Origin of the sequence: Roseospirillum parvum (assembly GCF_900100455.1) — a bacterium.
Lineage (GTDB): Bacteria > Pseudomonadota > Alphaproteobacteria > Rhodospirillales > Rhodospirillaceae > Roseospirillum > Roseospirillum parvum.
The window spans coordinates 55969-79956 of the sequence record NZ_FNCV01000006.1; the positions used below are offsets into that span (position 1 = coordinate 55969).

Below are 23988 nucleotides of genomic sequence, written 5' to 3' on the forward strand. Positions count from 1 at the left end.
GGTCCGGGGAGTTTCACCCGCCATGCACCGCCCGCTCGTTCTGCTTGCCGCCGCCCTGATGGTTGTCGCGGCGCTCGCCCTGATCGCCCTCACCGGGCCGCATGGCAGCCTGCACGGCCCGCTGGTCGATTCCGACTGCTACATGCGCCTGCTCAGGGTCGAGCAGCTGCTCGCCGGGGGCGGCTGGTTCGACAACCGGGTGCCCTGGATCAATGCCCCCCACGGCGACGCCCTGCACTGGACCCGCCCCTTCGACGTGGTGCTGATCGCCGTTGCCGCGCCGTTCCGCCTGGTCACCGATTGGCCCCAGGCGCTGTTCCTGGGTGGCCTGATTGTCAGCCCGCTGCTGATGATCGCCCTGGTGCCGGTGCTCTCCTGGGCCTACCGGCCGCTGCTCGGCAACGGCTGGTTCCTGTTGATGGTCCTGCTGGCCTGCCTGCTGCCGGGGGTTCTCTCGGCCTTCGCCTACGCCCGACCCGACCACCACGGCTTCCAGGCCCTGTTGGCGGTGGCCGCCATGGCCGCCTTGCTGCGCGCCCTCGACGGCGGCGATGGGCGCCGCCCGGCGGCTCTCGGGGCGCTCTCCGGCGGGGTCGCCGGGCTGGCCCTGTGGGGCAGTTCGGAGGCGCAACTGGTCATCGTCACCCTGGCCGCCGTGCCGGCCCTGATGTGGCTGGTCGGCGGCCGGGCCGAGGTGCGCCGGGTGCTCGCCGCCTTCCTGGTCGGGCTGGCCGGGGTGGTCGCCCTGGCCCTGCTCGCCGACCGCCCGCCGGGGGCCCGGCTGGTGGTCGAGCTGGACCGCATCTCGGTGGTCCATCTGGTGCCGTTGGGGCTGGCCGCCGCCCTGTTCGGCGCCATCTCGGCCCTGGCCGGGGGGCGGCTCGACGCCCTTACTGGCCGCCCCGGCTGGCTGTCGCGCGGCCTCGTGCTGGGCGCCGTCGGCCTGATCCCGGCGGTGGTCCTGGCCCTGTGGGAGCCCCGTTTCTTCGCCGGCCCCTATGCCGCCATCGATCCGCGCATCACCGCCTCGTGGCTGGAGCGGGTCAGCGAGGCCCAGCCGCTGCTGCCGACCGACGGCTGGACGGCGATGCTGTTCGCCATCCACCTGGGGCCGGCCGTGCTCGCCCTGCCCTTCGCCGCGTGGCGCCTGTGGCACCGCCGGGCCGGGGACGATCCGGCCCGCCCGGCCCTGCTGCTGGGGCTGATCGGCGGACTGGTCTTCACCGCCGTCGCCATGCACCAGTTGCGGGTCGTCACCTATGCCCAGCTGATGTACCTGTTCCCCTGGGTGGCGCTGATCCGCTTCGCCTGGGAGAGCAACCCCAGGCTGACCCTGGGTAGCACCCGGGTGCGCCTGCGCGCCCCCGCCTTCCTGGTTGTGCTGCTCATCCACTACGTGCCGGCGGTCGCCCTGGGGGCGCTGGACCACGGGCGGGAGCGTCTGGTCGGCTGCCCGTGGGGCGGTATCGCCGATCAGGTGGCCGATCAGGTGGCCGATCAGGTGGCCGCCCTGAACGCAACCGACCCGGCGCCGATCCTGCTGACCAACCTCTACGCCGGGCCGCAGTTCGCCTACGAGGCCCGCGTCCCGGTGGTCGGCGCCCCCTACCACCGCAGCGCCGACGCCATCGCCGACACCCTGACCGTGCTCTACGGTGAAGACCCCGAGGCAGCCCGCCAGGTGGTCGCCAAACGCGGCGTCGACCTGCTGGCGGTGTGCCGCAGCCCGCTCGATACCGACCCCTATCTGGCCGACGAAAACAACCTGCGGGCCCGCCTGCTGCTGGGCCAGGCGCCGCCGTGGCTGGAGCCGCTGCCCCTGCCCGAAAACCTGCGCGACATCGCCGGCCTCTACCGCGTCCGCCCCGGAGACCTCAAACCATGACCACGCCCGCCGACCTGCCCTACCGCCCCTGCGCCGGCATCATGCTGATCAATCCGGCCGGCCTGGTCTTCGTCGCCCGCCGCATCGACACCCCGAAAGACGGCGAGCGCGAAGCCTGGCAGATGCCCCAGGGCGGCATCGATCCCGGCGAAACCCCCGATCAGGCAGCCCACCGCGAACTGGAAGAGGAAATCGGCACCAACCAAGCCGAGATCATCGCCGAAACCAAGGAATGGCTGACCTACGACCTGCCCGACCACCTGATCGGCAAGGTCTGGAAAGGACGCTACCGGGGCCAGAAACAGAAATGGTTCCTGATGCGCTTCACCGGTACCGATACCGACATCAACATCCACGACCGACCCCACCCCGAATTCGACGCCTGGAAATGGGCCAACCCCCAACACCTGCCCGAGATGATCGTCGCCTTCAAACGCCCCATCTACCAACACCTGCTCACCGAATTCACCCCCCTGATCCCACCCCTCCGCTAGCCGGCGTCGTGCCGGCCCAAGTCAAAGGGGCGCCGCCCCTTTGAAATCCCCGCTGGGGAGGCCGGGAGGCCTCCCCAGACCCCACCATGAGTCAAAGCCGTGAAGAGGGGGGTATCCGAGCGCACGCGCTCGGATACCCCCCTCTTCACGGCTTTAAGTCGCGGCGGGGGTCCGGGGGGGCCCCTGGTCCCCCCGGCGGGGGTTCCAAGGGGGCAGCGCCCCCTTGGCTGGGCTGGGCCCGGTGCCGACCAGCGGCGGGGTGGGGTCAGTACAGGTGTTGGCCGCCGGTGACGAAGATTTCGGTTCCGGTGACGTATCCGAATTCGTCCGAGCACAGTCGGAAGACGGTGGTGGCGACGTCTTCGGGGGTTCCCATGCGGTCGAGTGGGATGCGGGGGATCAGGGCTTCGTATTCCGGGCCGACCATTTCGGTGGCGATTTCGCCGGGGGCGACGGCGTTGGCGCGGATGCCCAGTTGGGCCAGTTCGGCGGCCATTTCGCGGGTCAGGCCGGAGAGGGCGGCCTTGCTGGTCGAGTAGGCCGAGCCGGCGAAGGGGTGCACGTAGTGGCCGGCGATGGAGGTGATGTTGACCACCGAGCCCTTGGCCTTGTGCAGGTCGCTGGCGAAGCCCCGGGCGAGGATGAGGGGGGCGAAGAAGTTCAGGGCGAAGACGTCGCGCCAGCCGGCGATGGGGCCGTTGAGGACGCCTAAGCGTTCCTTGAACTCGGTCTTGGGCGAGACGCCGGCGTTGTTGACCAGGGCGTTCAGGGGGGCGCCGCCGAGCAGTTTTTTCACGTCGCGCACGAAGGCCTCGACGGCGTTGCCGTCGGCCAGATCGACCGTGAAGTGGTCCTGCCACAGTTCGGTGCGGGTGGGGTCGTCGGGCAGTGGGCCACGGGCGCAGGTGATGACGCGCCAGCCCTCGTTCATGAAGCGCCGTGCGGTGGCCTGGCCGATGCCGCGACTGGCGCCGGAGATGACGACGGTTTTCGGGGTGGAGGCGTTGCTCATGGGCTCAAGTGTTACCTTCCCCGGGGGGCGCCCGCAAGCCGTCCGTGTGTGGTAGTTTGGGGTCCATGTGCGGACGTTTCGAACAGAACCTGACGGGGGCCGAGGTGGCGCGGCGGTTCGGGCTGGCGGTGCCGCCGCAAGTTCCGCCGCAAGTTCCGCCGCAAGTGTCGTCCGAGGTGCCCGGCGGCACGGTGCGGCCGACCCAACGGGCGCTGGCGGTGACCGCCGGGCGCGACGGCGGAAGGGTGGCCGGGCGGCTGCGCTTCGGGCTGTCGGTGGACTGGCAGGCCGGGCCGGTGATCAACGCGCGGGCCGAGACGCTGGCCGAGAAGGCGACTTTCCGGCGGTTGCTCGGGCAGCGCTGTTTGGTGCCGGTCAGCGCCTGGATCGAGTGGCGGGTGGACGCCGCCGGCGGACGCCATCCGAACCGGCTGGGTGGGGCCGGGGTGTTGGCTCTGGCGGCGCTGTGGCGGGCCGAGGAGCTGGTCATCGTGACCTGCGCCGCCAGCCCGGCGGTGGCCCGGGTGCACGACCGCATGCCGGTGGTGCTCGACGGCCCCGGGGCCGAGGCGGCGTGGATCGATCCCGGGCGGGATTTTGGCGAGGTGGCCGGGCTGCTGGTGCCCTATCGGGGGGCGCTGGAGGTCAAGGAGGACCCGCCGGCCCAGGCGGCTCTTTTCTGACCTGCGGGGGGTTACGCGGCCGGCAGGTGCTGCCAGCCCATGACCACCATGCCCAGGCCGATCAGGCCGATCAGGGCGGCGGAGAGGTAGGGGGCGCGGGCCATCAGGGTGTCGAGGCGGCGGGTCCGCCGGGCCACCGTGCGCACCGCCAGGGCGGCGATCAGCCCGGCGGCGACCAGGGTCAGCGCAAGGCCGGCGCTGAACGCCCCGACCAGCCCGACGCCGAGCCAGAAGCGGTCCATGTGCAGGCACAGGATGAGCACGGTGAGGGCGGCCGAGCAGGGGATCAGCCCGCCGCTCAGACCGAACAGCACGGTTTGGGTCAGGGTGGTGCGGCCCTGGCCGGCGAAGCGCTGTTCGATCTCCTGGGCGTGGGCCTGGGCGTGGGCGTCGCCGGGCGGGGGGTCGGGGTGATGGTGGGCATGGTCGTGAGCGTGGCCATGGTCGTGGCCGTGCGCGTGGTGATGGTCGTGGCTGTGGGGTGCCGGCCGGGCCACCCGACGCAGGCGGGCCAGCATCCACAGGGCGATCAGGATGACCAGGACGCCCGAGGCCATCATGAACCAGGGCTCCAGGTTTTCGCCGATCAACGCCTGGCCGAAGTGGAGGGCGAGCAGGGCCAGCACCCAGACGATCAGGGTGTGCGACAGGGCGGCCGACAGGCCCAGCGCCACGGCCTGGGCGGGGGTGCCCCGGACGGCGATGATGAAGGCCGCCATCATGGTCTTGGAATGGCCCGGCTCAAGCCCGTGCAGGGCACCCAGCAGCAGGGCGGTGGCGGCCAGCGGCAGGGGCGAGGCGGTGCCCTGGGCGAGGGCGGCGGTGAGGTCCATGGGGGGTGGCCTTCAGGGGGGGCAGTTTCAGGGGTTACAGATAGCGCGTGATGTCCTTGAACTCGGCCAGCACGGCGCGCCCTTGCGGGCCGCCGGTCAGGTGGCCGTCCAGGCAGTGGTCGATGTGGTCGCGGATGAACACCTGCTTGGCGTTGTGCACGGCGGCCTCGACGGCGGCCAGTTGCTGGGCCACGTCGACGCAGGGTCGGCCGTCCTCGATCATGCTGGCGATCTTGCGCAGATGCCCCTCGGCCCGGCGCAGGCGCTTGACCACCTCGGGGTGGCTGGTGTGGCGGTGGGCCTCCTGGTCCGGCGGGGTTGCGGGCTGGTTGTCGGTCGCGGGGTCGGACATGGCGGGCGATCCTGGCTGGATTGTGTGCGATGATCCTATCCCCGGGGAGGGGATATAGTCAACGAGGGGCAAAAGGAAAGGGGGGCGACACACGCCCCCCTTGCGTCCAGCCGGCCCTGGCCTCAGACCTTGGCGGTTTCGGTGGGTTTTTCGGGGTCCTCGGCCGCCACCTCCTCGGCGTAGGTCAGCACCTCGGCCAGGGCCTCGCGGGGCAGTTGGCCGACCAGCTCGCCGTTCTCGTCGAGCACCGCCAGGGGATACTCGGCGTCGAGCGTGCCGGGCAGGGCCTGCTCGATCAGATCGCCGGTGGTGACGGCCGGCGAGTCCTCCCAGTGCGCCTCGTTCAGCGGCGCGTTGGCGTCGGCCCGGGCGGCCTCTTCCAGCGCCTTCTGCGAGACCACGCCCTGGTAGCCGTCGTCGTTGAAGTAATAGCCGTAGTCGCCCTTGTGGCCCTTCATCTGTTCCAGCGCCTCGCCGATGGTTTCGGCGGTGATGCGGTGCGAGGGGGGCTTCATCACCGTGTCCACGGTCAGGGCGCGGGCCCGGTTGACGTCCTTGACGAAGGCCTTGACGTAGTCGGTGGCCGGGCGCAGCAGGATGTCGACCGGCGCCCCTTCCTGGACCAGTTCGCCGTCCTTCAGGATGGCGATGCGGTCGCCCAGGCGCAGGGCCTCGTCCAGGTCGTGGGTGATGAAGATGATGGTCTTGTGCAGCTTTTCCTGAAGCGCGATCAACTGGTCCTGCATCTCGCTGCGGATCAGCGGGTCGAGGGCCGAGAAGGCCTCGTCCATGAGCAGGATGTCGGCATCGGTGCACAGGGCGCGGGCCAGCCCGACCCGCTGCTGCTGGCCGCCGGAAAGCTGGGCCGGGTACATGCCCTCGTAGCCCTCCAGGCCGACCGCCTCCAGCCAGTGGCGGGCCTTGGCCAGACGCTCCGCGCGGGGCACCCCCTGGACCTGCAGGCCGTAGCCGATGTTGTCGAGCACCTTGCGGTGGGGCATCAGGCCGAAGCGCTGGAAGACCATCGACATCTTGTGGCGGCGGAACTGCTCCAGCTCCCTGGGCGACAGCGCCATGACGTCGGTGCCGTCGATCAGGATGCGCCCGTCGGTGGGGTCGATGAGGCGGTTGAAGTGGCGGATCAGGGTCGACTTGCCGGAACCCGACAGCCCCATGACCACGTAGATGCGGCCCTTGTCGATGGTCAGGTTGATGTCCTTCAGGCCCACCGTGTGGCCGGTCTCGGCCAGGATGTCGGCCTTGCTGCGGCCGGCCTTGACCTGATCCAGCACGCCCCGGGGGTCGGGGCCGAAGACCTTGTACAGCCCTTCGACGCGGACCAGCGGACCGTCGGTGGCGCCGCGCGGGTCGGCCGGCGTGGCGCTGGCGCCCGGCATCGGCTGGTCGGGAGTCATCTCAGTCATGGGCCGGGCCCCCCATGTGGGCCTGGCTGCGTTTGGCGTAGGCCTGCGAGACGCGGTCGAAGATGATGGCCAGGGCGACGATGGCCAGCCCGTTCAGCAGGCCCAGGGTGAAGTACTGGTTGGTGATCGATTTCAGCACCGGCTGGCCCAGCCCCTTGACCCCGATCATCGAGGCGATGACCACCATGGCCAGGGCCATCATGATGGTCTGGTTGATGCCGGCCATGATGGTCGGCATGGCCAGCGGCAACTGCACCCCGACCAGCCGTTGCCAGCGGCTGGCCCCATAGGCGGTGGCGGCCTCCATCACCTCGCGGTCGACCAGCCGGATGCCCAGGTTGGTGAGGCGGATGACCGGCGGGATGGCGTAGACGACCACGGCGATCACGCCCGGCACCTTGCCGATGCCCAGCAGCATGACCACCGGGATCAGGTAGACGAAGGCGGGCATGGTCTGCATCACGTCGAGGATCGGCGTGGCGATGGTCTGCACGCGGTCCGAGCGGGCCATGGCGATGCCCACCGGAATGCCGATGCAGATGGCCATCAGGGTGGCGACCAGGATGATCGCCATCGTTTGCATGGTGTGTTCCCACATGCCGAAGTAGCCGATCAGCATGAACGCCGCCACGGCCCCGACGGTGAGCTTCCACGAGCGGGTGGCGGCGAAGATCAGCCCGGCGATGACGGCCAGCACGGCCCACCAGGGCGAGGAGATCAGCAGGTCCTCGAACCACACCAGGAAACGCAGCAGGGGGGTGAAGAAGCTTTCGATGGTCTCGCCGTAGGCGCGGGAGAAGTCGCGGTAGAGGCCATCCAGGGTCTTGCGGATGGTCAACAGGTCGCCGCGGTCCATCTGCGGGATTTCATGCAGCCAGGAGGTCTCGGCCATGGGCGGGGTCCGTGTTGGTTGGCCGCCGCTGGCGGCGTGTCAGGTTTGTCGTCGCCGCCGGCGGCTCATCAGGCGTGCCGCCGGCGGGGGCCCGAAACGCGGCTGGCCGGCGCCACCGTCCCGGGGGAAGGCGGCGCCGGCCAGGGCAGGGGGATCAGAAGTCGTCGACGGCGGCCTGAACCTTGGCCGCCACGGCCTCGGGCACCCAGGCGCGCCACAGGTCCGGGCGGTCGGCCAGGAAGTGGATGGCGGCGATCTCGCCATCCGCCTGGTTGTCTTCCATCCAGGCCAGCAGACCATTCATCTCGTCGTTGGTGAAGGCGCGGCTTTCCAGGTAGCCCATCACCTCCGGGGCGCGTTCGGCCAGATCGGCCACGACCAGGGTCTTCACCGGCGAGGGCGGGTACATGGTCGGCTTGGGATCGGCGCAGTCGGGCTTGGCGATGCAGCCGTAGTAGTGCTCGGGGTCGGTGCCGGAGCCGAAATCGACCTTGACCATGGGGTACTTGCCGAGCACCGCGGTGGGCGCCCAGTAGTAGCCGACCCAGGGCTCCTCACGCTCGTAGGCCTTGGCGATGGAGCCGGCCAGCGAGGCCCCCGAGCCGGGATCGACCAGCTCGAAGCCGGCCGCTTCCAGGTTCATGGCGTTGAACAGGTTGGTGCTGCTGATCTGGCAGCCCCAGCCGGCCGGGCAGCCCATGAAGCCGTTCTTGTCCGGGTCCTCGGGGTGGGGGAACATGGCGGCGTTGGCCTTGATGCCCTCGATGGTGGCCATTTCCGGGTGCGCCTCGACCAGGTACTCGGGCACCCAGAAGCCTTCCTCGCCGCCGTCCGACAGCGAGTTGCCGGCGACGATCAGGCGGCCTTCCTCGACCCCCTTCTCCACCGCCTGGGCGAAGTTCGAGGTCCACATTTCGGGGGCCAGATCGGGTTCGCCCTTCTCGATCATCGAGGTGCCGGTGGGCATGGTGTCGCCGGGCACCAGCTCGGCCTCGCAGCCGTAGCCGTGCTCCAGGATGAAGCGGTCGACGTGGGCCATCAGGGTGGCCGAGTTCCAGTTCATGTCGGCGATGGTCAACCGCCCGCACTCGGCGGCGGCGGGGGTGGCGCCGATGGCCAGCGGCGCGGCGACGGCCAGGGCGGCGATGAGCTTGGTGCGCATGGGGCTGTCTCTCTCCTCCGATGGTGGGCCGGATGTCTTGGCGGCCGGCCCGGAAGGGGCATCGATTCCGCCCCCCGGATAGACGCCGACACACCGCAAGGCCACGCAAGATTGTCTCAAGGTGGGCGGTGAGGTCTTGGGCTCGGTTGTGGGGAGGAATCCGTGCCTGGAAGGGTAGCCGGCCACGTCCGGGCTGTCAAACCGGCCCCTGGATAAGGCCCGTCCCGGCCCCCGGCCTCAGGCGATTTTCGGCTGGCGGTCCAGGGCCTTGGCCAGGGCCTCGAAGCGGCCCGAGAAGGCGCTGGTCAGGAAGGCCGGATGCTTGGGTTCCAGGCTCAGGGTCAGGGTTTGCGCGTCCATCGCCAGCGCCGTTCTGGGCAGCAGGCCGGGCGCCCCGGCCGACAGCGCGTGCCCCAGGCGCAGGGCCAGCCCGATGACCCGGGCCCGGGCGACGTCCCCGTCGTCGAGCAGGGCCAGCGCCTGGTTGACCAGCGGGTGGGAGAGGTCGCCCCGGTAGCGGCTGTGCACGGTCAGCGCGAGGCGCGCCCGGTCGCGGTGATCGAGCCCCATGAAGGGCAACCGCAGGATCCTCAGGAAGGCCTGCAGGGCGCGATAGTCGGGGTGTTCGGTCCAGAAGCTGTCGCCCAGCAGGCAGGCGGCGAGGCGCAGCCGGCGTGCCGCGTGCGCCTCGTCGGGGAACAGCGGGTCCATCCAGGTCATCAACTCGTCGGCCTGCTCGGGGAAGCGGCCGGCGGCCAGCGACATTTCGGCCGAGGCGGCGAGCAGCGGGTCCTGGCGCCGCACCTCGGGTTTGAGCTGGCGGTAGAACTGCCCCTCGCGCATGCCGTAGACCGAGAACACCAGCCGCTCCGGCTCGATCAGCTCAAGCAGCCGTTCGAGCAGGGCGGCGGCCAGCCACAGGGTGGGCAGGCGCTTGCGCGACACCCCGGGAATCTGCTCCAGCGATTTGCGGCCCAGGCGCGAGATGATCTCCAGCAGCTGGTGGGCCTCGGCCCGCCTCAGGGTGTAGTTGTCGAGCACGTGCAGCGGGTACTGCATCTGATCGATGCACACCCGGGCCAGCGAGCGCCAGGCGCCGCCCACCGCGTACAGGCTGCGCCCCTTGCCCTCGCCCAGCCAGTCGAGGTCGCCCAGGTGGCGGTCGATCTCGGCCAGACAGCGCTCGCGCTTGCCGTCGGCCGCCTCGTCCAGGCGCAGCACGCCGAGCGGCCGGGAAACGAACTTGCCGAAGCGCCCGCCGGCCACGGTGACCAGCTCCAGGCTGCCGCCGCCCAGGTCGGCCACCATGCCGTCGGCCTCGGGCACCGAGCACAGCACGCCCAGCGCGGCCCGCTTGGCCTCCTGCTCGCCCGACAGCACCTGCACCTGGATGTCGTTGCGGGCTTCCACCTCGCGCACGAAGTCGGGGCCGTCGCTGGCCTCGCGCACCGCCGCCGTGGCCAGCACGTCGAGCCGCGCCACGTCCATCGCCCGGGCCAGGGCGACGAAGCGGCCGATGGCGTCAAGCGCCAGGATTACCCCGTCCGGGTTGAGCCGCCCGCTGGCCCCCATGCCGGCGCCCAGGGCGCACACCGCCTTTTCGTTGAACAGGGCGGCCGGCGAGCGGGTCAGGCCGTCGTAGACGACCAGCCGCACGCTGTTCGAGCCGATGTCGATCAGCCCCACCGGCTTGCGCCGCGGCTTGCGCCCGGGGGGGCTGGGGATGGCCAGGGGCGGGGCGCTGTCGGCGCTGTCGGAGGTCATGGGCGACGGACCGGCGGCGGGGGCGGGCTCAGGCCGGACCCTGGCCGTGCCAGCGGCGCGGCGACAGGGCCAGCTTGGGCACCGCGCGGGTGGTCTGCTGAAGGGCGCTGCCACGGCCCGAGAGGCTGGGATTGGTCATGAAGTACTCGTGGCACGAGAAATCGTCGTCGGCCGCCTCGATGCGCCGGAAGGTGCCGTCGGGCAGCAGGATCCAGCTTTGCTTCTCGTCGCGCATGTTGGCCACCATGATCTGGTCCAGCACCTGGGCATGCACGGTGGGGTTCTCGATCGGCACGAAGGTTTCCACCCGGCGCGACAGGTTGCGGGTCATCCAGTCGGCCGAGGAGATGTAGATCAACGCCTGGGGCGAGGGCAACACATGGCCGTTGCCGAAGGCGACGATGCGCGAGTGCTCCAGGAAGCGGCCGACGATGCTCTTCACCTGGATGTTGTCCGACAGCCCCGGCACCCCGGGGCGCAGGCAGCAGATGCCGCGGATGACCAGATGGATGTTCACCCCGGCCTGGCTGGCCCGGTACAGGGTGTCGATCACCGCCACGTCGACCAGGCTGTTCATCTTGCCCCAGATGGTGGCCGGGCGGCCGGCCTTGGCGTGGGCGATCTCGCCCTCGATGCGCTCGATCAACTGTTCGCGCAGGGCCAGCGGGGCGATGGCCAGCTTTTCCATGCTTTCCGGCCGGGCATAGCCGGTCATGAAGTTGAAGGCCTTGGCGGCGTCGCGGCACAGTGCCTTGTCGCAGGTGAAGAACGACAGGTCGGTGTAGATCTTGGCGGTGATCGGGTGATAGTTGCCGGTGCCGTAGTGGACGTAGCTGACCAGCTCGCTGCCCTCGCGGCGCACCACCAGGGAAATCTTGGCGTGGGTCTTAAGGTCGATGAAGCCATAGACCACGTTGACCCCGGCCCGCTCCAGGTCGCGCGCCCACTGGATGTTGGCTTCCTCGTCGAAGCGCGCCTTCAGCTCGACCATGGCGGTCACCGAGATGCCGGCCTCGGCCGCCTCGATCAGCGCCTTGACGATGGACGAGCCCTTGGAGGTGCGATAGAGCGTCTGCTTGATCGACACCACATGCGGGTCGGCCGCCGCCTGACGCAGGAACTGCACCACCACGTCGAAGCTCTCGTAGGGGTGGTGGACGATGATGTCCTTCTTCCTGATGGCGGCGAAGCAGTCGCCGCCAAAGTCGCGGATGCGCTCCGGGAAGCGCGCCGTGAAGGGCACGAACATCAGGTCCGGCCGGTCGTCGGCGATCAGCGTCTTGGTGTCGGCCATGCCGATCAGGCCGTTGATGCGGAACAGGTCGGTCTCTTCCACCTCGACCTCGTCGCAGATCAGGCGGACCAGATCCTCCGGCATGTCGGCGTTGATGGTCAGGCGGATGCAGTGGCCGCGCCGGCGCCGCTTGAGCGCGCTTTCGAAGCTGCGCACCAGGTCCTCGGCCTCTTCGTCGATCTCCATCTCCGAATCGCGGATGACCCTGAAATGCCCCGCCTTGCTCACCGTGAAGCCGGGGAACAGCTTGTTGAGGAACAGGTTGACCAGATCCTCGAGGGCCAGGAAGCGGATGTGCCCGGGGGCGTCGGCCAGGGCCTTCAGGCGGATGAAGCGGGTGATCTGCGGCGGCAGCGGGACCAGGGCGCGCAAGGTTTCCTGGTCGGCCTCGCGGGTCAGCTCCAGGACCAGGGCGTGGGCCAGGTTGGGGATGAACGGGAAGGGGTGCGCCGGGTCGATGGCCAGCGGCGTCAGGACCGGGAAGACATGGTCCATGAAATGGCTTTCCAGGTCGGCCATCTCCTCGGCCTTGATGCCGTCGCGGCCGACCACCTCGATGCCGTTGGCCGCCATCTCCTTCTTCAACTGGCCCCAGGCATGGCCCTGCTCGCCCAGCAACTGGCGGGCCCGCTCGTTGATCTCGGCCAGTTGCTGGGCCGGGGAACGGCCGTCCTGGCTGGGCTTGGTCACCCCGGCCGCCACCTGGCCCTTCAGGCCGGCGACGCGGACCATGTAGAACTCGTCCAGGTTGGAGGCGGAAATGGACAGGAAGCGCAGCCGTTCGAGCAGCGGGTGGCGCTCGTTGTAGGCCTCCTCCAGCACCCGGGTGTTGAAGTCCAGCCACGACAGTTCGCGGTTGATGAAGCGCTCCGGGCTCTCCATGGTGATCTTGGGCAGGCTGGCCGCCGCCGACGCCCGGGCCTGCTTGGCGGTGCCGGCGGTCTGGGCCGTCGGCTTGTCGGCGGCGTTGTTCCTGCCGCCGGCCGCCGCCTTCTCGGGATGGTCCATGGCGCTTGCCTCCGCTGTTCGGGCCCCTGTCCAACCCGGGTTATAGCCCATCGCTCAGGGGATCAGGCAAGACCACCCCACCCCTGGCGTCAAGGAAAGTTCCATGACCGACCGCCATCTGGTGCTGCTGCGCCACGCCAAATCGGCCTGGGACGCGCCCGACCTGCCCGACCACGCCCGCCCCCTGGCCGAGCGCGGCCAGCGGGCCGGCGCGGCGATGCGCCGCTGGCTGGAGCAGGGGCGGGTGCCCCGACCCGACCTGATCCTGTGCTCGGACGCCGTGCGCGCCGTGCAGACCCTGGCCCTGGTCCACCCGGCGTGGCGCGCCGATCCGCCGCCGCTGGCCTTGCGGGGCGATCTTTACGCCTTCGCGCCGGGGCCGCTGCTGGCGGCGCTGACGGCGCTGCCGCAGGCGGTGGGCACGGTGCTGCTGATCGGCCACAACCCGGCCCTGGAAGAACTGGCGGAAGGCCTGATCGCCGGGGGTGATCCGGTGGCCCGGGGGCGTCTTCAGGCCAAGTTCCCGACCGCCGCCCTGGCCCATCTGACCCTCACCGGCGCGACCTGGGCCGACCTGGGCTCGGGGAGGTGTGATTTGGCCGCCTTCATCCGGCCGGCCGATCTGATTTAGGGGCTCAGACCCCGGCCAGGGCGTCGAGCAGGCGCCTGATTTGCGCCCCCCAGGTCCACCCGGCCATGAAGCGGGCGGCGGTGGTGCCCAGGCGGTGGCGCAGGTCGGGATCGGCGTGGAGGTTCTCCAGGGCGGCGGTGGCCTCGTCGGGCAGGGAGTCGCCCCAGCCGGCCAGCCCCGGGGTGCCGCTGATCTGCCCCAGGTCGATCTGACTGTCCAGGCTCAGGCAGCGCTCGGGCCCGATCAGGTCGAGGTGGCCGGTGTTGGCCGACAGGATCACCGGCAGGCCGCAGGCCATGGCCTCCATGGCGACCAGATTGGTCCCCCCCTCGCAGCGGCTGGGCAACAGGGCGGCGTCGCACTCGCGCAGGATGGGCGCGGTCAGCCGGTGGTCCAACTCGCCGAGATCGAGCACCTGCGCCGGGTCGAGGCCGTTGTCGGCCGCCCAGCCGGCGATGTCGAGGCTGCCGTCGGGGCGGTGCCGGGGCTGGCCCTGGCTGTGCGGGGCGTTGGCGATGCTGGCCAGCGAGGCCGGCCAGCGGTTGTGCCAGGCGGTGACGAGCAGGGCCTCCGGATGGCGCCGGGCGAAGGTCTTGAAGGCGGCCAGGGTGATGTCCTGCCCCTTGCGGTACTCCAGCTTGCCGCCGGCGAAGACGGCGAAGCGCCCGGCGAACAGGCCGCGCCGGGGGGCCGGGTGGAACAGCGCCGGGTCGATCCCTTGCGGGCAGAAGGCGAGGTTGGTCAGCCCCGCCTCGGCCAGCGCCCGGTGATTGAAGGTCGAGCCGGTGATCACCCGGGCCAGCCCGGCCGCCGTCTCCAGGTTTTCGGGCGGGATGTCGGTGTGCTCCAGGAACACCACGCCGATGTCGGGCCGACCATTCAGGTGGCGGGTTTCCGGCGGGAAGGACAGCCGGTCGCCGAGGGCGTGCAGCACCGGATAGGGAAACGCGCCGCCGCCGTGGCTGTCGAGCAGGTGCCGAAGGCGGACATGGTCGCGCAACGCCGGCTCCAGCACGAAGCGGCGGGCCGGGTCCAACGGCAGGCTGTCGGGCAGGAAGAACAGGTGCGGGCGCACCCCGGCCAGCCGCGCCTCCAGGGCCAGGTTGAGGCCATAGGTGCCCCAGCCGCTGGGCAGCCCGGCGGTCCAGGCGATGCCCAGATCAGACAGACCGTCGGAGAGACCGTCAGGGAGGGCGGGGCGGCTCACGCGGCGGCCTCCGGGAGTTCCAGCAGGGGGGCGAGCAGGGCTTCCACCCGGTCCACCGCCTGGGCCTCGGCGGCGGCCCAGGCGGCGGCGGCGCGGCCCTGGCCGGCGACCGCCTCGGGATCGCTCAGCAACCGATCCAGCGCCGCCGCGAGGGCCGCCTCGTCGGCCACCTCAAGGGCCGCCCCGGCGGCGTCCATCTCGGCGCTCAGGCTGGCGAAGTTGTCCATGTGGGGCCCATGCAGCACGGCGCAGCCCAGGCGGGCCGGCTCGATGGGGTTCTGCCCGCCCCGCCCGAGCAGCGACTTGCCGATCAGCACCAGCGGCACCTGACGATACAGCAGGCCCATCTCGCCCAGGGTGTCGGCCAGATAGATGTCGGTGGCCGAGGTCGGGGCCTGACCGGCGGCGCGGCGGGCGACGTTCAGGCCCTGCCCGGCCAACTCGGCGGCGATCCGGGGTCCGCGCTCCGGGTGGCGCGGGGCGATCACCGTCAGCAGCCCCGGATGGCGCCGCGCCAACCCCTGGTGCAGGCGCCCGGCCAGGGCTTCCTCGCCGGGGTGGGTGCTGGCGGCCAGCCAGCGCGGCCGGGGGCCCAGGGCCTCGGCCAGGGCGGCCAGGGCTTCGGGCGCGGCGGGCAGGGGCGGGGCGGCCCGCTTCAGGTTGCCCACCCCATCGACCGGCCGGCCGGCCAGGGCGGCCAGCCGCGCGGCGTCTTCCGGGCTTTGCGCGTGGATCACCCGGAAGGTGCCGAGCAGCCGCCGGGCCAGCCCCGGGGCGCGCCGCCAGCCGGCCAGCGAGCCGGCCGACAGGCGGCCGTTGAGCAGGGCGGCCGGCAGGCGGCGCCGGGCAATGGCGGCCAGGGTGGTCGGCCACAGCTCGGATTCCACCCACAGCACGGCGTCGGGGCGCCAGTGGTCGAGGAAGCGCGCGACCCAGGCCGGATGGTCGAGCGGCGCGAACTGGTGATGCGCCCCGGCCGGCAGGCGCTCGGCGAGCAGCCGGGCCGAGGTGACGGTGCCGCTGGTGATGAGCACCGACAGCCCGTGTGGCGGGGCGACCAGACGGTCGATCAGCGGCAGCACCGACAGCGATTCCCCAACGCTGGCGGCATGCACCCAGACCAGCCGCCCGGCCGGGCGGGGCAGGGCGGCGCGGCCGCGGCGTTCGTCGAGGCGGGCCGGGTCTTCCTTGCCCCGGGCGGCGCGGCGTTTCAGGTGGCGTTCGAGCAGCGGCGCGCCGAGGCGCACGGCGCCCCGCCACAACACGAGAAGGCCGCCGCCGAAACGGTCGGCGGGGGTTGCCGGGGAGGGCTCGACAGGCACCGGGAACTCAGGAATCGGGGGGCGGGAACCGGGAGGTCAGGATTTGTCGCCGGTGACCAGGTACTTGACCAGCAGGCGGGTGGTCGGCGCCTCGATCCCCGACTGTCCGGTCTGGGCATCCAGCTCGGCCATGGCGGCGTCCAGCTCCAGCGGGTACTGCTTCATCAGGGCGCGGATCACCACCTGGGCGGCGAACACGTTGGCCGCCAGATCGTCCATGGCGCCCAGCACCTGCTCGGTGTTGTCCTGGGAGTTGTTGCCCAGGCGGTCGACCTCGTCGGAGACGCGGTTGAGCATGTGCTGGATCTGGCTGAGCATCAGTTCGGACATGACGGATCAGGCTCCCGGGATGATGGTGTCGGTCCGGCGTTGGTGGCCGGGCAGCGTCCCGTTCAGATGTACCCCATCCGGCAGCCCGGGAAAAGCACCAGCCACCTCCCGCCCCATCTCGCACCATCTGCTCTTGATTTCAGGTGGGGAGCCGAGAGCGAAAAATCGGCAACCACCAAGTGGTTCCTGTTTTTCGCTCTCGGCTCCTTGATCCGGGTTCCGGGATTCGGGCTCCGGCTTTCCGCCGTTGCCTTGTTTCCCTGGGTGGAGGACACTGCTCCCAGTGGGGGCGCAGGGGTGCAGGGGGGCTGGAAAGTGGACCATCGCGTTGGACATCGAGGTTGACCTGCTGAACCACCTGCTTCCGCTGGTGGCGCTGGCCTTGCGGCGCACCGGAGGGGAGCCCCCCGGACCCGTGGCCGGCATCGACCACGGCCTGATCGCGGCCATCCCGGTGCCGCTGTTCGTGAAGGACGAGGCCGGCCGCTACGTGGCCGCCAACGAGTCCTTCGCGGCCTTTCTCGGCCTGCCCCGGGCGGCCATCATCGGCCACACCGCCCACGACGTGTCACCGCCGGACCTGGCGGTGATCTATCATCAGGCCGATCTTGACCTGCTCGCCGCCGGGGGGGCCCAAACCTACGAGGCCGATGTGCAGTCGGCCACCCGGGGGCGGCGTCGGGTGGTCTTCCACAAGGCGGTGATGGCTTGCACCGGGTCTTCGCGGCGCTGTCTGGTCGGCCTGATCCTGGACGTCACCGAGCGCCACCAACTGGAGCGCGAGCGGGCCGAGCTGGCCCGCGAAATGGCCGACCGCGAGCGCAACTTCCGCACCTTCTTCGAAACCCTCAACGACATGGTGTTCGTGCTGTCGCCGGAGGGCGCGGTGATGCACGCCAACCAGGCTGCCCTGCATCGCCTGGGCCATGCCCTCGATCATCTGGTCGGCCGGCGGCTGACCGATCTGCACCCGCCCGCCGAGGCGGCCGAGGTGGCGCGGGCCATCGAGCGCGCCCGGGGCGGTCAGTCGACCCACTGCGAGGTTCCCTACCTGAGCGCCGGAGACGCCACCATTCCGGCCGAAACCCGGTTCTGGCCGGGGCGCTGGGACGGCGCCGCCTGCCTCTTCGCGGCGGCCCGCGATCTGAGCCGCGAGGCCGCCGCCGAGCACCAGACGCGCGTCTGGTTCGAGCGCTTGTTCCGGCGCAATCCGGCGCCGATGATCCTCAGCGACGTGGCCGAGCGGCGGCTGATCGACGCCAACGACGCCTTCCTTGAAACCTTCGGCTTCGACAAGGCCGAGGTGCTGGGCCGGCGCACCGTCGATCTGGGCATCCTGCCCGACCTCGAGGGCCATGCGCGGCTGGCCGAGCGTCTGCTTGCCGAGGGACGGGTGAGCAGCGTCGAATTGCCCCTGAAGCGCCGCGACGGCCAACGGCTTTACGGCCTTTTCTCGGGCGAGGTGATCGCGCGCCCGGAAGGGCCGGTGTTCCTGTCCCTGTGGCTCGACACCACCGAGGCCCGGCAGGCCAAGGACGCCCTGGCCGAGAGCGAGGAGCGCCTGCGTCTGGCCCTGGACGCGGCGCGCGACGGCATCTGGGACTGGGATACCCTGAGCGGCCAGGTGACGTGGAGCCCCCGCGCCTACACCATGCTCGGCTTCCCGCCGGACGCCTTCACGGTCGACTATGCCACCTGGGCCGACATGGTCCACCCGGACGACCGGGCGGCGGCGGCGGCGGCGGTCCAGGAGGGGATGGCGAACGGTCAGGGCTTTGCCGTCGAGTTCCGGCTGAAGTGCCACAACGGCGACTGGCTGTGGGTCCTCGGGCGGGGGCGGCCGGTGGCCTGGGACGATGCCGGGCGGGTGGCGCGGGCGGTTGGCACCCACACCGAGATCGAGGCCATGAAGCGCACCGAGGCCGACCTCGAGCGGGCCCGCCGCGAGGCCGAACGGGCCAGCCAGGCCAAGTCCGAGTTCCTGGCCGGCATGAGCCACGAGTTGCGCACCCCGCTCAACTCGATCATCGGCTTCGCCTCGCTGCTGCTGGAGATGGGCGAGCGCTCGCTGTCGCCGGGCCGGGGGCGCGAATACCTGCGCGACATCGAAGGCTCGGGCCGCCACCTGCTGGGGCTGATCAACGACATCCTCGACCTGTCGGCGATCGAGGCCGGCAAGGTGGAGCTGGCTTCGGAAACCCTCGACGTGGCCGAGGTGCTCGACGAGGCGGCCCGCCTGATCGCCCCCCGGGCGGCCGATGCCGGGGTGGTCTTCGAGGTTCAGGCGCCCTCCGGCCTGCCCTCGCTGCTGGCCGACCGGCGGCGGGTGTTGCAGGTGTTGCTCAACCTGTTGTCCAACGCCGTCAAGTTCACCCCGGCCGGCGGCCGGGTCGGGCTGACCGCCGCCCCGGAGCCGGGGGGAGGGCTGGTGATCGGTGTCGAGGACAGTGGGATCGGCATGAGCGACGCCGGACTGGCCAAGGCCCTGAGCCCCTTCGAGCAGGTGGACAACGTGCTGTCGCGGCGCCACGACGGCATCGGCCTGGGCCTGCCGCTGACCCGCCATCTGATGGAGATGCACGGCGGCCGGCTGGAGCTGACCAGCACCCCTGGCCAGGGCACCATCGCCCGCGCCCGCTTCCCGGCCGGGCGGGTTGGCGCCGGCGGCTGAGCCGCCCGGTGTCGGATCGGCTGAGCCGCCCGGTGTCGGATCGGGTGAGCCGCCCGGTGTCGGATCGTCAGCCGTTGGCGGCGGCCCGGTCGGTGCCGCAGTAGAGGCCATAAAGGGTGGCGATCACCGCCGAGGCTTCCTCGCCCTTCAGCGAGTAGAAGATGGTCTGGGCGTTGCGCCGTGTCTTCACCAGGTTGTCGCGGCGCAGCCGGGCCAGGTGTTGCGACAGGGCCGACTGGCTGAGGCCGATCACCGCCTCGAGCTGGCCCACCGAGTGCTCGCCATGCAGAAGCTGGCACAGGATCAGCAGGCGGTGCTGATTGCTCATGGCTTTCAGCAGGGTGCTGGCCCGGCGGGCGTTGTCCTGCAGTTGGTCCAGGTCCAGGGTCGGCGGGGGGCTCATGGGGCGGTCCTGTCCGGTGCTGTTTCGGGCATCTGGGTTTGTTTTCAGGGGTGTTTATTTTCGATGACGGCGCGAGGGCATTCAAGCCCGCAGCGCGGGCGACGGCATTCAAGCCCGCAGCGCGGGCGACGGCATTCAAGCCCGCAGCGCGGGCGACGGCATTCAAGCCCGCAGCGCGGGCAATGGCATTCAAGCCCGCAGCGCCCGATCAGGCCTTGGCGCCGCGCCGCCGGCGCTTGCGACCGGCCCGCCGGCCCTCGATGGCGCCCACCGTCAGCGACAGCAGCGGCGGCATGATGATCAGGGTCAGCACGGCCGACAGCGCCAACCCGCCCAGCACCACCGTGCCCAGGCCGCGGTAAAGCTCGCTGCCGGCGCCCGGGAAAAGGACCAGCGGGGCCATGCCGAACAGGCTGGTCAGGGTCGACATGAAGATCGGCCGCACCCGGTCGCGGGTCGCCGCCGGGATGGCCTCGGCCGGCGGCATGGCGTCGACCCGCAGGTGATACAGGGTCTGGTGGACCAGCAGGATGGCGTTGTTGACCACGATGCCGATCAGGATGACGAAGCCGAGCAGGGTCAGCATGTCCAGCGGCTGGCGGACCCAGACGTTGAGCAGGGCCAGCCCGAGCACCGCCCCGGCCGAGGCCATGGGCACGGTGAGCAGGATGATCAGCGGGTAGACGAAGCTTTCGAACAGCACCGCCATGACCAGATAGACGATGGCCACCGCCAGCAGAAGTTGCCAAACCATGGCCTGCCAGGCCTCGGTCAGCTTGTCGGCGGTGCCCGAGAGGGTGAGGCGCACGCCATCGGGCAGGCCGCCCTCGGTGAGCGGCGCCATCACCTGTTGCTCCAGGATCTCCATGGCCGCTTCCAGGGGCAGGGCGTCGGCCGGGCGGATCTGCAGGGTGACCGTGCGCACCCGCTCCAGATGGCGGATCTCGGTCGGCCCGGCGGTGGTCACCACGCGGGCCAGCGAGCCCACCGGGACGATGGTGCCCAGGCCGGTGACCACCGGCAGGTGGGCGATGCCTTGGGTGCTGGCCACGTGATCCAGCGGCCCGGCCAGGGTCAGGTCGATGCGCTCGCCGCCGACGGTGATCTCGGCCACCCGCAGGCCGTCGTTGAAGGCGTCCACCGTCTGGGCCAGGTTGCGGGCGCTCACCGAGGCATCGGCCAGGGCCAGCGGGTCGGGCAGCACGCGCACCTCGGGCGCCCCCAGTTCCAGCCCCGGGCGGGGGCGCAGTTGGGTGCCCTCTTCGCGCGGCAGGGCCGCCCCGACCAGCCCGGCGGCCTGTTGCGCCACGTCCAGCACCACATCGAGGTCGGGCCCGGAGATGTTGAGGTCGACCGAGCGCCCGCCGCCCACCGAGCGCCCGAACAGCGACGGCTGGGTGACGAAGGGCAGGGCGCCCGGCTCCTCGAACACCGGCCGCGCCACCACCGGGATCAACTCGGCGGCGCGCCGCGGATCGAGCGCCGTGGCACCGACGAAGGTGAAGCTGTCCGAGGCGACGAAGAAGAAGTTGTCGATGGCCGGCGGGCCCTCGGGGTCGGGCGGCGGACCCTCGGGGTCGTGCCACAGGGGCTTCAGGGCCTGCTCGATGTTGCCGGCCAGGGCGGCGGTGGTCTCAAGGTTGTAGCCGGGCGGCACGATGACGCGCCCGAAGACCATGTTGCGGTTGCCTTCCGGCAGGTATTCGAGCTTCGGCAACAGCAGCCAGGTGGTTGCCGAGGTGACCGCCACCAGGGCGCCAATCACCCCCACCGCCACCCACTTGCGCCGGGTGACCAGGGCGGCCAGGGACTCGATGCCCTTCAGGAACCCCCGGGCCGCCGGGTCGATCAGCGGCAGCCGGAAGGGCGGCGGGGCGCCCTCGGGCCGGCGTTTGCCCAGCAGCCGGCGGGCCAGCGCCGGGACCACGGTGATGGCGACCAGCAGCGACAGGGTGACCGAGACCGAAATGGCCACCGCGATGTCGCGGAACAACTGGCCGATCTCGATCTCGAGAATAAGGATGGGGATGAACACCATCACCGTGGTCAGGGCCGAAACCAGGATGGCGCCCCACACCTGGCGGGTTCCGGTCAGGGCGGCGGCGGCCCGGCTCAGGCCCCGTTCGCGCAGCCGGAAGATGTTCTCCAGCACGACGATCGCCGCATCGACCACCATGCCCACCGAGAAGGCGATGCCGGCCAGCGAGATGACGTTCAGCGAGCGGCCCATGGCGGCCATCCCGACGAAGGCGCCGATGACCGACACCGGAATGGCCAGGGTGACCACCAGGGTGGCCCCGGCGGCGCGCAGGAACAGGGTCAGGATGGCCGCCGCCAGCAGGCCGCCGACATAGATGTTCTGCACCACCAGATCGATCGCCGAGTTGATGTAGGTGGTCTCGTCGTAGACCTGGCGCAGATACAGACCCACCGCCTTGGCCGGGCCGTCGTTCAGCTCGGCCACGGCGGCGCGCAGGTTGTCCATGGTCTCGATGACGTTGCTGTCGGTCTCGCCGACCACGCCGAAGGGGATCGCCGGCTCACCCCGGAAGCGGCGGGTGGCGGTCGGCTCGGTGTAGGCGAAGGCGACCCGCGCCACGTCGCCCACCCGAAGGCGGGCGATGCCGCCGCCCTCGGGGTCGGGTAGGGCGCGGATGACCACGTCCTGGACCTGGGCCGGGGTCTCGAACTCGCCCTCCACGCGGACCACGTAGCGCCGCTTGCCCTCGTCCACGTCGCCGGCCGACAGCGACACGTTGGCCTCGCGCAGGCCGCTCACCAGTTCGGGCACGGTCAGGCCGTGGGCGGCCATGCGCTCGGGGTCGATGACCACCTTGAGCTCACGCTCCGAGCCGCCGTAGATGTTCAGCCGCGAGATCCCCTCGACCCGCTCCAGGCGGTCGCGCACCACGTCTTCCATGAAGTCGCCGAAGTGGTCGATGGGGGTGTCGTTGCCGGGCAATCGGCGGGTGACGAACCAGGCGATGGAACGGTCCTCGGTGCCCGAGGTGGAAAGCGCCGGCTCGTCGGCCTCCTCGGGATAGTCGCCGACCCGGTCCAGGCGGTTGGCGGTCAGCAGCAGGGCGCGGTCCATGTTCTGGCCGGGGGCGAACTCAAGCTCGATGGAGGCGCGGCCGGGGCGGGCCCGGGCGCTCATCTGGCGCACCCCTTCAAGGCCCTTCAGGGCCTCCTCCTGGCGGTTGATGATCTCGCGCTCGATGTCGACCGGGGCGGCGCCCGGCCAACTGGTGTCGACGTTGATCACCGGCTGGCGCACGTCGGGGGTGAGCTGGATGGGAATGCGGCTGGCCGCCAGCAGGCCGAACATGACCACCATCAGCACCGCCGCCAGGACGGCGATGGGACGGACAATGGCGGTGCGGATCAGGTCCATGGCCGGGTCAACCGTTGCTGCCGGTGTCGGTGCCGGTGTCGGTGCCGGTGTCGGTGCCGGTGGTGCCGTCGCTGTTCGGCCGGGGATCGACCGGCTGGCCGTCGCGCAGCCGTTCGTTGCCGCGCACCACCGCCAGCTCGCCGGGGGCAAGGCCGGACTCGACCACCCAGCGCGGGCCCACCGCCGGGCCCAGGGTCAGGCGGCGCAGGCGGGCCGTGCCCTCGACCACGGCAAAGGCGATGGGGCCGTCGCGGCGCTCGATCACCGCGTCCTTGTGCACCGTCGCCGCCTCGATGGCCGGCCCGGCGGGGACCTCCAGGCCGACCCGCTGGTCGGCCGCCAGATCGCTTTGCCCGGGCGGTTGCTCCAGGGTCAGGCGGACCCGGCGGGTGCGGGTGCGCGGGTTCTCGCTGGGCAGCACGGCGCGCACCCAGGCGGTCAGCGGGTGTGCGCCGGCCTGGATCTGGACCGGGGTGCCGGGGGCAAGGCCGCCCAGCAGGTCGGCCGGGATGTCGGCCTCGGCCTCCAGTTCGCGGTCATTGAGCAGATCGACCACCGTGTCGCCGTCGTCCAGGTGGGCCCCGACCTCGGTGTGGCGCGCCGTGACCACCCCCGGGTAGGGGGCGATGATGGTGGCGTGCGACAACTCCACCCGGGCCAGGGCGAGGGCGGCGCGGGCCCGGGTCAGGTCGGCGCTGGCGGCATCGACGGCGGCGGCGCGGCTGGCCGCCTCCTGGCGCCGCTCGTCGAAGTTGGCCTGGTTGAAGGCGGTTGAACCACGCAGCCCCTCCAGCCGTTTCAGGGCCAGCCGGGCCTGCTCGAGGCCGGCCCGGGCCTGGTCCAGGGTGGCCTCGGCGGTGGCCATCTCGGCGGCGGCGAGGTCGCGCCGCAGGGCCAGGGTTTCTTCGTCGAGCAGGGCGATCGGGGCGCCGGCCTCCAGGCGGTCGCCCACCTCGGCCACCACGGTGCGCACGGTGCCGGCGGTGCGCGCCGCCACCGGCCCGGCCTGACGGGCCAGCAGGCGGCCGACCACGGGGACGGTGCGGCGCACCGTTTCGGTGCGCACCGGGTCGGTCCACACCAGCGCACCCGGGCTGTCCTGGGCCTGGGCCGGGGCCAGGAACAGGCACGGGAAGAGGCACAGGGCCAGGATCGGGAGGACGCGCAAGGACAGGGGTCGGGGCACGGTGGGGGGCTCGCGACAATCTTGAGGAAGGGAGGTGAGGA

At 71.2% G+C, this 23988-nt stretch carries 19 protein-coding genes; 5 read left to right on the plus strand and 14 right to left on the minus strand.

From position 1 onward, the window contains the following. Positions 1 to 22 precede the first annotated feature (22 nt). Together BLR95_RS10160 and BLR95_RS10165 are read left to right on the plus strand one after the other, a co-directional pair. Positions 23 to 1885, plus strand: coding sequence for a hypothetical protein (locus BLR95_RS10160; RefSeq protein WP_092619329.1), 1863 nt, complete (start codon positions 23 to 25; stop codon positions 1883 to 1885). Beyond that, positions 1882 to 2379 (plus strand): RNA pyrophosphohydrolase, encoded by a 498-nt coding sequence (locus tag BLR95_RS10165; RefSeq protein ID WP_092619332.1) that lies wholly within the window; start codon positions 1882 to 1884, stop codon positions 2377 to 2379. Before BLR95_RS10160 ends, BLR95_RS10165 begins: the two co-directional genes overlap by 4 nt. Before the next feature lie 265 nt (positions 2380 to 2644). On the opposite strand, the gene BLR95_RS10170 is transcribed toward BLR95_RS10165, so the two are convergent. Further along, positions 2645 to 3391, minus strand: coding sequence for an SDR family NAD(P)-dependent oxidoreductase (locus BLR95_RS10170; protein ID WP_092619335.1), 747 nt, complete (start codon positions 3389 to 3391; stop codon positions 2645 to 2647). Between the two features lie 65 nt (positions 3392 to 3456). Between BLR95_RS10170 and BLR95_RS10175 the strand changes: the two genes are divergently transcribed. Continuing rightward, complete coding sequence (locus BLR95_RS10175; protein WP_092619338.1) at positions 3457 to 4074, plus strand: SOS response-associated peptidase; 618 nt, start codon at positions 3457 to 3459, stop codon at positions 4072 to 4074. 11 nt (positions 4075 to 4085) lie between these two features. Here the strand turns inward: BLR95_RS10175 and BLR95_RS10180 are convergent, their stop codons facing one another. The 7 genes from BLR95_RS10180 to BLR95_RS10210 form a co-directional block, all read right to left on the minus strand. Next, complete coding sequence (locus tag BLR95_RS10180) at positions 4086 to 4907, minus strand: nickel/cobalt efflux transporter (protein ID WP_092619341.1); 822 nt, start codon at positions 4905 to 4907, stop codon at positions 4086 to 4088. Between the two features lie 34 nt (positions 4908 to 4941). Further along, complete coding sequence (locus BLR95_RS10185; protein WP_092619344.1) at positions 4942 to 5259, minus strand: metal-sensing transcriptional repressor; 318 nt, start codon at positions 5257 to 5259, stop codon at positions 4942 to 4944. 122 nt (positions 5260 to 5381) lie between these two features. After that, positions 5382 to 6683: a quaternary amine ABC transporter ATP-binding protein gene (locus tag BLR95_RS10190; protein ID WP_245689433.1), complete on the minus strand. Its 1302-nt coding sequence runs from the start codon at positions 6681 to 6683 to the stop codon at positions 5382 to 5384. Then, entirely contained in the window at positions 6676 to 7575 is a 900-nt protein-coding gene (locus BLR95_RS10195) for an ABC transporter permease (protein ID WP_092619347.1), read from the minus strand. Before BLR95_RS10195 ends, BLR95_RS10190 begins: the two co-directional genes overlap by 8 nt. Positions 7576 to 7729: 154 nt before the next feature. Further along, complete coding sequence (locus BLR95_RS10200) at positions 7730 to 8737, minus strand: ABC transporter substrate-binding protein (RefSeq protein ID WP_092619350.1); 1008 nt, start codon at positions 8735 to 8737, stop codon at positions 7730 to 7732. A gap of 237 nt (positions 8738 to 8974) precedes the next feature. Then, entirely contained in the window at positions 8975 to 10501 is a 1527-nt protein-coding gene (locus BLR95_RS10205; RefSeq protein WP_092619353.1) for a Ppx/GppA family phosphatase, read from the minus strand. Between the two features lie 28 nt (positions 10502 to 10529). After that, the gene (locus BLR95_RS10210; RefSeq protein ID WP_092619356.1) at positions 10530 to 12803 is read right to left on the minus strand and encodes an RNA degradosome polyphosphate kinase; all 2274 of its coding nucleotides are present in this window, start codon (positions 12801 to 12803) and stop codon (positions 10530 to 10532) included. Positions 12804 to 12906: 103 nt separating this feature from the next. On the opposite strand from BLR95_RS10210, the gene BLR95_RS10215 reads away from it, so the two are divergent. Then, positions 12907 to 13434, plus strand: coding sequence for a SixA phosphatase family protein (locus BLR95_RS10215; protein WP_092619359.1), 528 nt, complete (start codon positions 12907 to 12909; stop codon positions 13432 to 13434). 4 nt (positions 13435 to 13438) lie between these two features. Here the strand turns inward: BLR95_RS10215 and BLR95_RS10220 are convergent, their stop codons facing one another. The 3 genes from BLR95_RS10220 to BLR95_RS10230 are packed head-to-tail and all read right to left on the minus strand — an operon-like array spanning position 13439 to position 16293. Beyond that, the gene (locus BLR95_RS10220) at positions 13439 to 14641 is read right to left on the minus strand and encodes a glycosyltransferase family 4 protein (RefSeq protein ID WP_245689434.1); all 1203 of its coding nucleotides are present in this window, start codon (positions 14639 to 14641) and stop codon (positions 13439 to 13441) included. Then, the gene (locus tag BLR95_RS10225; RefSeq protein ID WP_245689436.1) at positions 14638 to 15963 is read right to left on the minus strand and encodes a 3-deoxy-D-manno-octulosonic acid transferase; all 1326 of its coding nucleotides are present in this window, start codon (positions 15961 to 15963) and stop codon (positions 14638 to 14640) included. Before BLR95_RS10225 ends, BLR95_RS10220 begins: the two co-directional genes overlap by 4 nt. Before the next feature lie 36 nt (positions 15964 to 15999). Next, positions 16000 to 16293 carry a hypothetical protein gene (locus BLR95_RS10230; RefSeq protein ID WP_092619361.1) on the minus strand — a complete coding sequence of 98 codons (294 nt, stop codon included), beginning with the start codon at positions 16291 to 16293 and terminating at the stop codon, positions 16000 to 16002. A 328-nt stretch (positions 16294 to 16621) separates the two neighbouring features. Here BLR95_RS10230 and BLR95_RS10235 point away from each other — a divergent pair, with 328 nt between their 5' ends. Further along, positions 16622 to 18964 (plus strand): PAS domain-containing sensor histidine kinase, encoded by a 2343-nt coding sequence (locus tag BLR95_RS10235; protein ID WP_176787778.1) that lies wholly within the window; start codon positions 16622 to 16624, stop codon positions 18962 to 18964. Positions 18965 to 19031: 67 nt separating this feature from the next. Here the strand turns inward: BLR95_RS10235 and BLR95_RS10240 are convergent, their stop codons facing one another. The 3 genes from BLR95_RS10240 to BLR95_RS10255 form a co-directional block, all read right to left on the minus strand. Continuing rightward, on the minus strand, positions 19032 to 19367 hold the full coding sequence (locus BLR95_RS10240) for an ArsR/SmtB family transcription factor (protein WP_425438441.1): 336 nt from the start codon (positions 19365 to 19367) through the stop codon (positions 19032 to 19034). A 208-nt stretch (positions 19368 to 19575) separates the two neighbouring features. Beyond that, on the minus strand, positions 19576 to 22761 hold the full coding sequence (locus BLR95_RS10250) for an efflux RND transporter permease subunit (RefSeq protein ID WP_092619367.1): 3186 nt from the start codon (positions 22759 to 22761) through the stop codon (positions 19576 to 19578). A 7-nt stretch (positions 22762 to 22768) separates the two neighbouring features. Then, on the minus strand, positions 22769 to 23929 hold the full coding sequence (locus tag BLR95_RS10255) for an efflux RND transporter periplasmic adaptor subunit (protein WP_176787781.1): 1161 nt from the start codon (positions 23927 to 23929) through the stop codon (positions 22769 to 22771). Positions 23930 to 23988: the final 59 nt, after the last annotated feature.